Origin of the sequence: Sphingopyxis sp. (assembly GCF_019459305.1) — a bacterium.
GTDB lineage: Bacteria > Pseudomonadota > Alphaproteobacteria > Sphingomonadales > Sphingomonadaceae > Sphingopyxis.
Map to the genome: position 1 here is coordinate 1 of NZ_JAIBES010000010.1, position 11226 is coordinate 11226.

Consider the following 11226-nt stretch of genomic DNA (forward strand, 5'->3'; position numbering starts at 1 on the left):
GCCAGATACTCCTTCAACTCATCAAGCGCCGCCCGCCAATCGACAAGCGTTCCCGCCCACTCCGCAACCGCCATGATCCGATCCCCCGCCAATCTATCGCGAGAGAATCAGATTTTGATGATAAATGCAACTGTAGTACTAGTGCCGGGCTACCGAGTCACGGATGTCGCAATTGCGTCGCCAGGCGCCCGGACTAATGCCGACAATACGGGTGAAAACACGCGTGAAGTGACTCTGGTCGGCGAAGCCGCATTTGAGCGCGACCTCCGCCAGCGACGTGGAAGGAACTTTGAGGAACGCCTTGGCCACTTCGATCCGCCTCTGGATGAGCCACTGATGCGGCGCGATGCCAATTGTTTCCTTGAACGACCTGGAGAAGTGGCCGATGGAAAGGCCACACTGCGCTGCGATCTCCTTGAGCGAGCCCTTGCCGCATAGGTTAGCGCTCAAATACTCCCTGGCTCGCCGCTCCTGCCAACCTGACAATCCGCCCCTAAGTAATTTTGAAGAGGGTTCCAGGTCTCCGTAGGTTTGAGCAAGGTGGGTGCCCAGCGCGAAGGTAACGTGATCGAGAAACAGCCGGTTCGCTTCCTGCGGGCGCTCGAACAGGTTGCGCAAACACAAACCAAGGCTCCGAACGATTGGATCGCTGAAAGGAACACCCGGTTGGTAGGCCAGTTCACCGATCGGGCGGGCTTCATTCTCGTCAGCGATCTCGTTGAGCGCAGCACGAGGCAGATAAAATTGCAGGGAGTGATGCGGCTGCTCCACAAGGGCCGATTGTTCAATTTTCAGGTCGCGTAAATGGAATTCGCCAGCGCTGATCGAGTGCCTGGGGCACGGCCGCCCGCTTTCCCAAACTTCGTGATGGTCAAGGCTCTTCAACATCAAGCTGACGAGGTAAGCGTCCTCAATTGGCACTGGCTCAATGGGTCCAAGAACCGGGTTATCGGAACGGATCTCGGTGACCGCCATGTGTGCCACGCTCAGCCTGCGGGTCACCAACGCCGGCGCATGGTCGATCTTGAAAAGGTCGCCGAGGCGCTGCCCCACGGCACCTGAATTAATGCCGTCGCCGAGTGGCTTCTGCCCATTCATTGCATTGCTTGGCATCGGCAGGTCTCCGAAGCGGCAATGACCATGTCAGACCCGCTTCGGTAGGTATCATAACATGTCCCCCCGACCGCCGCTACGCGCGCATCCGTTAGCGGCCGCAGCATCTAGCGATTGTAAGGCTTGGCAGTAGCGGCGTAGAGTCAGTGTCGCGCAGCTTTGATGGCGTCGATAATGTATTGCAGTTTTTCGATGCCTTCATCGGTGAACGCCGTGGCGATCGCCCAGTCATCGTCGGAGAAGGCGTCGTCGCTGATAGAGATGCAGCCGCCTTCGGAGCACATCCCGATCGACGCCTCCGACACCATGTCCTCGGTTTCTCCGAGGATCAGGGCGGCCTGCCTGAGCGTGTAGACGGTGCTGACAGCGGCAATGTCAGGCGGCCATTTCGATAGTTTCGGCTTGGCGCAGGGCTTTCCAGGACCGGGCAAGCAGTTCGTATGGCCTGCTCTGGGACAGATCCGCGATCCGGCAGCGGGTGGGTTACAGAATTTCTAGATAATTGAAAATCTTATATTTTATTGGATTTCTTCGCGTATTTTCACCGTTCAGCGCCCGATTTTCCTGAGCGGCAGAGGGCGCTTTTGGGATAAATTGCTAAATTCGATAGTGCGTTCATTCGGCGCGACGAACCGGTCGCAGCGGGAGACTCTAGACCCGCAGAAATCGGTTGGGACACGGAGTTCCTGATAGACCCGACCATGGGATGTCCGGGCTGACTGTGTTGACCTTTATCGCTGTCCTCACGAGAGAGACCAGTCGTCGCCAATTCGTGCGAGGTCCCTAGCCTGACACCAGAAGTAACCCCCCGACCACCGCGGCGAGGACCAGCGACGCGGCCGAAATCGTCACAAGCAATCCCGAACCCGCCGCGGCGAGCCGAGGCAGCGACACTTTCATCCCCAGTGCCGCGATCGCGACCAGTAGGCATAAGCGCGAGAGCTCCGAAAGAAGGATCAGAAAGGCAGGCGGTAGAATGGCGTAACTCGCAAGACCGGCAAGCAGGAAAAATCCGAGGAGGAAGCCCGGCACAATTGGTGGCATCGAACCCAGCGCCGTTCCACCACCTCGGCGCATCATGATGCCGACAAGAATGACGATCGGTGTCAGACACGCCACGCGCAGGAGCTTGACCGCTGTCGCGACGCCGCCGACCTCGTTCGAGACGGTGACGCCGGCGCCGACAGCCTGCGCGACCTCATGAAGCGTCGCCCCGAGGAACACGCCCATGGCCTGCGCCGAGAATCCCATGGCCTGCGCAACGACCGGATACACGAGCATCGCGGCTGAGCCGATCACCGTTACCCCGGCGATGACCGTCGCGGTGCCCTCCTCAGGTCGTTCGCGTGCCGGGAGAACGGCTGCGATCGCGAGGGCTGCCGACGCGCCGCAAACCGCAACCGCTGCCGCTGCCACTGCCGCAAGGCCGCGCGGTAGCCCCATCCACCGACCGACCAGGAGACCAGTCGCCAGCGCCGCAGCAAGCCCCGCAATGGCAATTGCGGCGACCGGCGCGCCGAGCGCTGCAAGCTGTCCGAAGGTCAGCTGTGCGCCCAGGAGAGCAACGCCGAACCTGAGAATGGGCCGCGTGGCCATGGTGACGCCCGGCGTGACCTGGTCGACATTGACGACGCCGGCGAACAGCATTCCGAGACCGAGCGCAACGACGAGCGGCGGGAGGGCCGCCATCGTTGCGATCTCGCGCGCAGCCGCCGCGATCGTGACCGCCACCAGCAGCCCCGGAGCGGCGGGCCACAGTTGACCTCCTGCGCTACGCAGAGCCGCCGCCGGTCGCTGCAACAATCCTGTCACCGCTCCAACGTCGCAGCGAGCGCAGCGACGAACCGGTCGATATTCGCGTCGTTGAGCCCTGCAAGATTGATGCGCCCCGACCGCGCCATGTAGATTGCATGATCGCGGCGCAGTGTCTCGATCGCTTCGGCCCCGATGGGGAGCATGGCGAACAAGCCCTTCTGCCGCCCAATGAAAGAGAGATCGACCTTTTCATTTTGCGCGAGGGTCTCGCGAATACCAATAATCCGCATCCGCATCGCCGCCAGACCGATGCGCCACATCAGGGTTTGCCGGGGGTCGGCAAGAATCGTACGCACGATCGCCGCACCATGGTCTGGTGGGTTCGAATAATTGAGGCGCGCCAGCGATTGAAGGTTCGACCGGACCCTAGCGGCGGCGCGCTCGTCCGGAGTCTTGACGAGCAGCATGCCGACGCGCTCGCGATAAAGGCTGAAGCTTTTGGAGCAGGACATCGCGACAAAGACCTCGGGCACCGCATCGAGGAGCCGCCGCACCCCGGCGGCGTCGCTTTCGAGACCGTCTCCCAAGCCCTGATAAGCGATATCGACAAGCGGAACGAGGCCACGGTTCGCAATCAGCGATGCCAGCTGCTGCCACTGCGCCGCGTCGGGATCGGTACCCGAGGGATTGTGGCAGCAGCCATGGAGCAGGACGAGGTCACCCGGTGCGGCCTTGGCCAGAGCCGCGCACATGGAAGAGAAATCAAATGCACCGGCGTCGGCATCATAATGCCGATAGGTCGCGATCCGGAGGCCGGCAGCGGCGAGCATCGGGGCGTGATTGGGCCAGCTCGGCAACCCCAGATGCACGACCGCACCAGGCGCAGCGTGCGCGACCAGGTCCATCGCCAAGCGAAGCGCACCCGTGCCGCCCGGCGCCTGCACACAAACCATAGTGGCATCGGGCCGGCCGGGTCCCAGAAGAAGGCCACGAACCGCCTCGACAAAGACAGGATCCCCGTCCGGTGCGACATAGGCCTTGCTTTCCTGGGTCCGGAAAAGATGAAGCTCGGCCGCCTTGACAACGTCGGGTATGCTGGTTCGACCATGCTCGTCGCGATAGACGCCAATGCCCAGGTCGATGATGTCCGCGCGCGCGTCGTTCCGCAGCAGTTGGCCAACTTCGACGAGTGCATCGACCGGCAGCGTGGCGACATCCTCAAGCATCGAACATGTCCCTGAAAATCGAGGCCGCGCTCTCAGCGCGCGCGGCGGTTGTCGATCATGCGGTCGTGGAGACGCGCGATCACGCCGCTTCCCGTGCGCACGCAAAGGCCGGGAATGACCGCGTGGACCAAGCACGCTGCAGCGCCGAAAGCCATCGCAGCCGCGAAACCGGAGGCTGCGACGAAATGCTCGAAATAGGTCTCGTCGACATCGGCAGGGTGTTGGGTGAAAAGCCTTCGAAGCATGCGCCATTCCTTTCGCGAAGAACTATAACGGCGCGATGCAAAAAAATATTTTCCAATTTTTCTTCATTTTGCGATTATGAAATCAATGTCATCTTCAAAATGGCAAGATCGGAGAAGATTATATGCTCGATCCATTTGACAGGAAGATTCTTTCGGCGCTTCAAGCCGATGCAACACTTTCGCTCGCCAGCCTGTCCGACATCGTCGGACTGTCGCAATCCCCTTGCTGGAAGCGCGTAAAACGCCTCGAGAATGAAGGCTTCATCGTCGGACGCGTCACTCTTCTCGACCGCGAGAAGCTCGGCCTCGGCGTGTCGGTGTTCGTGAGCGTGAGGACCAACAAGCATGACGAGCTCTGGCTTGCCGACTTCGCGGCGGCCGTGTCCGAAATCCCCGAAGTGGTCGAGTTCTACCGGATGAGCGGAGAAATCGATTATCTGCTCAAGATCGTCTGCTCCGGCATCGCGGATTACGACCGCATTTATCGCAAGCTCATCCGAAGCGCCGAGCTCTTCGATGTCAGCTCGTCCTTCGCGATGGAACAGATCAAATATACGACCGCCGTGCCGCTGTGAACCAATGCCCCCTCCTCCAAATCGCCAGCCAATAAATGCAATGTCGCTGATAGGCCCATACAGTTTTGAACTGGTGAAAGAGGCCGTAGCCGGTCGTCAGTTCGTCGAGTTCGACGATCCCGACCGGCTCAGCGGCGGGCGAGGCTTCGGTCTCGATATCGATGCCCCGGACGACCGGCATAATCGAGCTTAAAGGCATGGGCCGCAAAGGCATGATAGCCAAGCCAACCAATGCAGCCCGAGGTCAAGTCTGCAAGCAGGCGTGCATCCTACGCATGGACGAGAGTGGCGACGGGATAAAGCTGTCCACCAATATCCATGTCGCGCACCTCGGGCACGAGCCGAAGCTTCTCCGATATCTGGTATTTCAACGGTGCCGGGATGGTTTGGTGACGGCAGACCTCTCTAGCGCTCGCGCAGGCCTATGTGAAACGCTAATCGATCACAACAAGGCCACCCTTGTCGGAGACGGGGTCAATCACAGCAGCCTCCTTGATCCCGCACCGCGGCCAATTAACGTCGGCGCTCGGTGCCGGCCCCGCCCCGAGCGCATCGATCGCACGACGTGGGTCGGGGGGCCGTGCAAGCTTCAACAGACGGCGAGCCCTCTCAGGCCGGGCCATTTTCGCTTGCCGGGGCGGACCAGCGAATGAGGACGCTCGGCCCCTGGGCTGTGAGCTTCTCGATTGCCTCGCCTGGCCTGATATGGAGAAACTCGCCTTCATTCAGAAAGAGGCTGCTGCCCCGCGCGTCGACCAGCGCTTTCCCCGATTCCAACCAATAGATGTCTTCCCGCTTTTGCGCCTCAACCGCCAGCGCTCCGTCCGATCCGAAAATGATATGGCTGACCACCATCTGCGGCGTGTCGAATATGACGCGGTGGATCACCGGACCATGCACGGTGCCATCGGCAAAGGGGACCTCGGGCACCTGGTCAACCGACCTGAATTGCGGGCGGACGGGACCGTCGGTGAGCTGCCGCAGCTCATCGATTCTCTCGGGAGAAAGCCGATGGCTCCAGCCATCGGTTCGCGCAGGCCCGAAAGCGCAAATGGAGGCATAATCATCGGCAGTCGTCACGCGGCGCGTCACCGCGCCCGCCGGGCGCCACATGAAAGTGCCTGCGCGCACGTTGACCGTTTCGCCGTCATTGTACGCGACGGCGGACCCCCGGACATTGTAGCAGAACTCATGCCGGTCGTAGGCATATGCGATCGCGACGTCGAGCTCGCCCTTCGACTGGTTGAATCCCATGTCGATCGTCGAAGGTCCGCCATCGGGGTAAGACAATATCCGGCGGTGAATCTGCCGCCCTTCCCTCTGTTCGGCCGCGCCCGGGTTGATGATCGGCTCCACATCTTCTGGTCGTATAATCTTCATGATATCTCTCGCTGACTCTCGGGAATTCCGTTTTGCGCCAACGTCCGTGCCCATGCCGTCGGTGCGCAGACATCACCGACCGCCTGCGCGAGGACCGAGGTCGTGCAGAAGCGGTTGGAGCGTTTGAGGAGAAACCGGCGGTCTAAGAGTTCGGACTTGATCCCACTCTCGAACGCGTCGAGCACCTCGGGCTGGACCGGGGTTGCCTGCAGCGATCCTGTGTTGAAGAGGCCGCTCTTGGAACCGCGATTGTAGGTCGCATAGATCATCACGCCGGGTGGTTCTTCGTGATGACTGGACGCGGCCCCCGGTCTCGTTTCGCCCGAACAGGGTCCCTTGCGGTCCCTTGAGCACCTCGAAAGTTCGATGCCGCGAAGATAGGGGGAGCCGAGACCGACGCCCTGCGAGAAGACGGAACCTGGAACGACAAGTCCAAGATCCTGGGTATACTGAATACGCGACTTTTCCAGCACCTCGCCAGAGATGGCCTGAACCGTCACTGGCACATTCTGCAGATTCTCGGAGCAGCGCTGCGCCGTGACCACTATTTCGTCGACGCGGATCTTTGCCGGTCCGCTGCTCCCAGAGTCCTGCGCCATGGCCCGCGCCGCAACACCGACGCCCAAATTTGCGATAACGGGCACGGTTCTCTTCATGTCTTCCCCTCCCCTTCATTCCGTCGACTTCGGCGTTTCCCGAGATTTCCAGACGATTTCCCGATCCACCATTCGACTATTTGGCGCCGCGTCGGATGTTTCAGGCATCCACCCCGACCGAACGGCAAAGAAAATTCTGATTTGCGATCTCAACGTATTTAACCGGATCTTGAGTGATTGACGACGCGCGCCCCGCCACCAGCGAACGTGAATGCGGAGCAGCCGAAGACCGTGTAAGCGACGGTATAAATTTGAGTTTATTCGACGAGATTGCCTGCCCCGTGATAAATTGGCAGCGAGCGCCGAGTCGGCTTCCTGATATCTGCGATCAAATATATTCGGCAGGTCGAGCATGATTCAGGACGGCGCAACGAAAGCGAGCGTTACCCATTCCCCAACGAGCGCTGGCTTGATCTCGCCTTCGATCTCAACCGATACGCCAAGCATCGATCGCCACTCGCCGGGTCCGCGTGCCGCCACGTCGACCAATTTGAACCGGCCCCTCACGCGGGCGCCCGAACGAACCGGGGCAAGAAACCGCACATTGTTCATGCCGTAGTTGACGGCCATCGCGACGCCGTCGATGCGCGGCATGGCGTCGTCGGCCATGGCGGTGAGCAGCGATAATGTCAGATAGCCGTGTGCGATCGTTCCGCCGAAGGGCGAGTTCGACGCGGCGTCGCGATCGATGTGGATATACTGCCAATCCTCGGTGACGTCGGCGAAGCGATCGATCCGCGCCTGGTCGAGCTCGAACCAGCGCGAAACACCGATCTCCTCACCGATCCGGCCGCGGTAATCGCCGAGGCTCACCGTTTCACGCGCCATCTCAATAGACCTCGAACAGCCCGGCTGCCCCCTGGCCGCCGCCGACGCACATGGTGACAACGACATATTTCGCACCGCGGCGCTTGCCTTCGATGAGCGCATGCCCCGTCAGCCGCGCACCCGACATGCCGTAAGGATGACCCACCGAGATCGCCCCACCGTTTACATTAAGAAGTTCATTCGGAATGCCCAACCGGTCGCGGCAATAGAGAAGCTGCACCGCGAACGCCTCGTTCAGTTCCCACAATCCGATGTCGTCCATCCTGAGCTGGTGGGCCTCGAGGAGCTTCGGTATCGCGAAGACCGGACCGATCCCCATCTCGTCGGGTTCAACGCCCGCCACCGCCATGCCGACATAGCGACCGAGCGGTTCGATGCCGCGTCGCTCGGCCTCCTTCGCTTCCATCAGTACGCTCGCCGATGCGCCGTCGGAAAGTTGGCTCGCATTGCCCGCGGTTACATTGCTGCCAACCCCGCGAACGGGCCTCAGCGTCTGCAAACCCTCGATCGTGGTGTCGGGCCGATTGCCTTCGTCTTTCTCCAGCCTGATCTCGCGCCAGCGGACTTCGCCCGTATTCTTGTCGTCAACGATCATCGTCGTCGCAAGGGGGACAATCTCGTCGTCGAACTTGCCTGCCTGCTGCGCCGCCGCCGTGCGCAGTTGTGACTGGAGGGCATAGGCGTCGCAGGCCTCGCGCTCGATTCCGTATCGTTTCGCCACGACCTCGGCGGTGTCGATCATCGGCATGTAGGTGGCGGGATGCAGCGTCGCCAGCGCCGGGTCGGCCTCCGCCCGATAACGATTGTCTTGCACCATCGAGATCGATTCGACGCCGCCGCCGACCGTGATCTGCTGGCCGTCGACGATGATCTGCTTCGCCGCCGTCGCAATCGCCATCAGGCCCGACGCGCACTGCCGATCGAGCGACTGGCCGGGGACCGTGACTGGCAGCCCTGCCCGGAGGGCCGAGAGGCGCGCGATATTGGGAGTCTGGACGCCCTGCTGGAGAGCGCAGCCAAGGATCACATCGTCCACATCGCCGCCCTCGATTCCAGCGCGCTTCACGGCGTGCGCGATCGCATGGCCCGCCAGAGTAGGCGAAGGCGTCATGTTGAAAGCCCCGCGAAGCGCGCGTCCGATGGGCGTGCGGGCAGTCGATACGATAACAGCTTCGCGCATGATCAAGCCTCTTCCATCTCGGCAGACGCGTAGCCCGCCTTGGCCAGTTCGATCTTTCCCTGCTCATCCCCGCTTCCCGGTACGATTTCGCCGCTCCTGTCACCGATCTCGCCGAGGCGGGCCAGGATCTGCTCGGGCGCATCGTTGCCAGTCCCGGCGTGAATGCCTCTCGTTAACGTGACATGCGCCTGTTCGACCGCGCCGGCACCGGCACACAGGATGGTGCGGGTCGGCGCCTCGTCGGCGACGAGCGCCAGCATAGCCGGACTGACCGATTCAGGCGTCAGCAGGTCGAGCATGGCCTGCGGAAGCAAGCCCTCCATCATGCGCGTCGCCGCGGTCGGCGCGAGGCAATTGACCCGGATGTTGTTGCGCGCACCTTCGAGCGCAAGCGTTTGCATGAAGCCCACGAGCGCGAGCTTGGCGGCACCATAATTCGACTGGCCGAAGTTGCCGTACAGGCCCGAAGACGAGGTTGTCATGACGATGCGACCGTAATTTTGCTCGCGCATCAGGTTCCAGACCGCCTTGCTGCAATGAACGGCGCCCATCAGGTGGACGTCGATCACAGCCTGGAAATCGGCCAGATCCATCTTGGCGAAGGTCTTGTCGCGCAAGATGCCGGCATTGTTGACAAGGATATCGACCCGTCCCCAGCGTCCTTTTGCTTCCGCCACCATCTGTTCGACGGCCGAATAGTCCGAGACCGAGGCACAGTTCTCGATTGCTTCCCCGCCCATCGCCTCGATCTCTGCGACGACGCGCTGTGCCGTAGCGGGCGAGCCTCCGGACCCGTTGGGAGCGCTGCCAAGATCGTTGACGACAAGCTTCGCGCCGCGTCTGGCGAGGAGAAGCGCGTGGGCACGGCCAAGACCGCCACCGGCGCCGGTCACGATGGCCACGCGGCCGCTGAGGTCTATTGTCATGAAACTGGCTCCTTGATGAGATGGAATATTAGTTGAGGCAGCAGACCGTGCGCGGCGGCAGTTTCCGAGCCAGGCATTTGCGGGCCCGCGCGAAACGCTGCTGCCATGGCTGCGTAAGCCGTCATCGTCATGCTCCTTCACCGTCGGCAAGGCGGCCGACGGCGAGAGCATTGCAGTCCGCCGCCGCCCACTCTCTAATTGCTATTATGCGATCTCAAAAAGGTCTGTCAATTCCCTCCGGCTTCGAACTTGGTGATTGGGCGCGCCGCGCGGTTGACAGTGCGCCGCTCGTGGGACAGAGTTTGTGATCTCAGAGAGAAAAACGGGGAAGAGCCTTTGCGAACGATTGCCGCCACGGTTGCAGACGGCAACCGGGCCACCCGCGCCTTCTATTGTTTCGCCCTTGCGCATCATCCAGCAATCTTTGAGAGCCCGGCTGACACGAGGGCGTTGCATGACGACCGGCCGGTCCCCGCCCGCATAATGAAGAGCTGACATGAACGCTGCACCCCATATGAATGATCCGACGGACAAGCCTTTGAAGACCGGGATGCCGCGCGGCCGTCCGGCAGTGGTCGCACCAGCGCTCGAACCGCTCGATGCGACCAGCGAGGGTCCGGTCGATCGCCAAGTTTATCAGGCCATTCGCAAATCGCTGATGGCGGGCGCCATCCAGCCGGGGAGCAAGCTGAGCAGCCGCTCGATCGCGGGGGCGCTTGGCGTCAGCCAGATGCCCGTGCGCGAAGCGCTGAAGCGCCTCGACGCCGACGGCGTCCTGCGCAGCTCGGCGAAAAGTGCTTTTGTCGTCCACAATCTCACCCAGGAAGAATATCGGGAGATACTCGCGGTGCGGCTGCCGCTCGAAGGTCTGCTGATCCGCCGCGCGACGGAGCGTGTTTCGGCCGCCGAGATCGATATGACCTTCTGGCTGGTCGACCGCATGAAGGCGTCGCGCGACTGGCGCCATGTCCTCAAATATAATTTCGACTTGCATTTCCTTCTCTATCGCAGTGCCGAAATGCCTTACGTGCTGTCGATCGTCGAAAATATCTGGCTGCGCATCGGACCCGCGCTTCACATGGTCAACGAGGCGATGCCGATCGAGCGGGTCGCCGAGCCACTCGACGAGGTCGTTGCCGCCGTGCGCGCGCGTGATCCCGATCGGGCAGAGGCGGCGCTGCACGCGGACATATTGCTCAATGCCGATAACCTGCTGGCGCGGCTTTAGGGCGGATAACGAATAGGCGGCCAGTTGGAACGCCAGGGAACCGCAGCGTGCCCATCCGAATCCCGAAAAATGCGTGTGGCCCGGCCGGGACTATCCCCGCCCCACCGGGAAGAC

The 11226-nt window shown here is 61.6% G+C and carries 13 protein-coding genes; 3 read left to right on the forward strand and 10 right to left on the reverse strand.

Annotated features, from left to right (window positions below; all coding sequences use genetic code 11):
• Positions 1–138: 138 nt before the first annotated feature.
• From K0M74_RS00870 to K0M74_RS00890, 5 genes are all read right to left on the reverse strand, one after another.
• Positions 139–1113 (reverse strand): AraC family transcriptional regulator, encoded by a 975-nt coding sequence (locus K0M74_RS00870; RefSeq protein ID WP_293966982.1) that lies wholly within the window; start codon positions 1111–1113, stop codon positions 139–141.
• A gap of 143 nt (positions 1114–1256) precedes the next feature.
• Positions 1257–1544, reverse strand: coding sequence for a hypothetical protein (locus K0M74_RS00875; protein WP_293966984.1), 288 nt, complete (start codon positions 1542–1544; stop codon positions 1257–1259).
• Positions 1545–1896: 352 nt separating this feature from the next.
• Positions 1897–2844 carry a putative sulfate exporter family transporter gene (locus tag K0M74_RS00880; protein WP_293966986.1) on the reverse strand — a complete coding sequence of 316 codons (948 nt, stop codon included), beginning with the start codon at positions 2842–2844 and terminating at the stop codon, positions 1897–1899.
• Positions 2845–2921: 77 nt separating this feature from the next.
• On the reverse strand, positions 2922–4094 hold the full coding sequence (locus K0M74_RS00885; RefSeq protein ID WP_293966988.1) for an amino acid aminotransferase: 1173 nt from the start codon (positions 4092–4094) through the stop codon (positions 2922–2924).
• Positions 4095–4126: 32 nt separating this feature from the next.
• The gene (locus tag K0M74_RS00890; RefSeq protein ID WP_293966990.1) at positions 4127–4339 is read right to left on the reverse strand and encodes a DUF6356 family protein; all 213 of its coding nucleotides are present in this window, start codon (positions 4337–4339) and stop codon (positions 4127–4129) included.
• Between the two features lie 122 nt (positions 4340–4461).
• On the opposite strand from K0M74_RS00890, the gene K0M74_RS00895 reads away from it, so the two are divergent.
• Both K0M74_RS00895 and K0M74_RS00900 read left to right on the forward strand, forming a co-directional pair.
• On the forward strand, positions 4462–4914 hold the full coding sequence (locus K0M74_RS00895; protein WP_293966991.1) for an Lrp/AsnC family transcriptional regulator: 453 nt from the start codon (positions 4462–4464) through the stop codon (positions 4912–4914).
• 40 nt (positions 4915–4954) lie between these two features.
• Complete coding sequence (locus K0M74_RS00900) at positions 4955–5107, forward strand: hypothetical protein (RefSeq protein ID WP_293966993.1); 153 nt, start codon at positions 4955–4957, stop codon at positions 5105–5107.
• Between the two features lie 416 nt (positions 5108–5523).
• On the opposite strand, the gene K0M74_RS00905 is transcribed toward K0M74_RS00900, so the two are convergent.
• From K0M74_RS00905 to K0M74_RS00925, 5 genes are all read right to left on the reverse strand, one after another.
• On the reverse strand, positions 5524–6294 hold the full coding sequence (locus K0M74_RS00905; protein WP_293966994.1) for a hypothetical protein: 771 nt from the start codon (positions 6292–6294) through the stop codon (positions 5524–5526).
• Positions 6291–6950: a hypothetical protein gene (locus tag K0M74_RS00910; RefSeq protein ID WP_293966996.1), complete on the reverse strand. Its 660-nt coding sequence runs from the start codon at positions 6948–6950 to the stop codon at positions 6291–6293. Before K0M74_RS00910 ends, K0M74_RS00905 begins: the two co-directional genes overlap by 4 nt.
• A gap of 357 nt (positions 6951–7307) precedes the next feature.
• On the reverse strand, positions 7308–7778 hold the full coding sequence (locus tag K0M74_RS00915) for a MaoC family dehydratase (RefSeq protein WP_293966998.1): 471 nt from the start codon (positions 7776–7778) through the stop codon (positions 7308–7310).
• Position 7779: 1 nt separating this feature from the next.
• Entirely contained in the window at positions 7780–8958 is a 1179-nt protein-coding gene (locus K0M74_RS00920) for an acetyl-CoA C-acyltransferase (RefSeq protein ID WP_293966999.1), read from the reverse strand.
• A 2-nt stretch (positions 8959–8960) separates the two neighbouring features.
• A complete protein-coding gene (locus K0M74_RS00925) occupies positions 8961–9884 on the reverse strand; it encodes an SDR family NAD(P)-dependent oxidoreductase (protein ID WP_293967003.1) in 924 nt (307 codons plus the stop codon).
• A 496-nt stretch (positions 9885–10380) separates the two neighbouring features.
• On the opposite strand from K0M74_RS00925, the gene K0M74_RS00930 reads away from it, so the two are divergent.
• Complete coding sequence (locus K0M74_RS00930; RefSeq protein ID WP_293967001.1) at positions 10381–11112, forward strand: GntR family transcriptional regulator; 732 nt, start codon at positions 10381–10383, stop codon at positions 11110–11112.
• Positions 11113–11226: the final 114 nt, after the last annotated feature.

What these genes read in the sequence shown, in the direction of transcription:
- K0M74_RS00905 (WP_293966994.1), bottom strand. Translation starts at nt 6,294, where the DNA reads ATGAAGATTATACGACCAGAAGATGTGGAGCCGATCATCAACCCGGGC.
- K0M74_RS00930 (WP_293967001.1), top strand. Translation starts at nt 10,381, where the DNA reads ATGAACGCTGCACCCCATATGAATGATCCGACGGACAAGCCTTTGAAG.
- K0M74_RS00895 (WP_293966991.1), top strand. Translation starts at nt 4,462, where the DNA reads ATGCTCGATCCATTTGACAGGAAGATTCTTTCGGCGCTTCAAGCCGAT.
- K0M74_RS00885 (WP_293966988.1), bottom strand. Translation starts at nt 4,094, where the DNA reads ATGCTTGAGGATGTCGCCACGCTGCCGGTCGATGCACTCGTCGAAGTT.
- K0M74_RS00870 (WP_293966982.1), bottom strand. Translation starts at nt 1,113, where the DNA reads ATGCCAAGCAATGCAATGAATGGGCAGAAGCCACTCGGCGACGGCATT.
- K0M74_RS00915 (WP_293966998.1), bottom strand. Translation starts at nt 7,778, where the DNA reads ATGGCGCGTGAAACGGTGAGCCTCGGCGATTACCGCGGCCGGATCGGT.
- K0M74_RS00900 (WP_293966993.1), top strand. Translation starts at nt 4,955, where the DNA reads ATGTCGCTGATAGGCCCATACAGTTTTGAACTGGTGAAAGAGGCCGTA.
- K0M74_RS00925 (WP_293967003.1), bottom strand. Translation starts at nt 9,884, where the DNA reads ATGACAATAGACCTCAGCGGCCGCGTGGCCATCGTGACCGGCGCCGGT.
- K0M74_RS00910 (WP_293966996.1), bottom strand. Translation starts at nt 6,950, where the DNA reads ATGAAGAGAACCGTGCCCGTTATCGCAAATTTGGGCGTCGGTGTTGCG.
- K0M74_RS00890 (WP_293966990.1), bottom strand. Translation starts at nt 4,339, where the DNA reads ATGCTTCGAAGGCTTTTCACCCAACACCCTGCCGATGTCGACGAGACC.
- K0M74_RS00920 (WP_293966999.1), bottom strand. Translation starts at nt 8,958, where the DNA reads ATGCGCGAAGCTGTTATCGTATCGACTGCCCGCACGCCCATCGGACGC.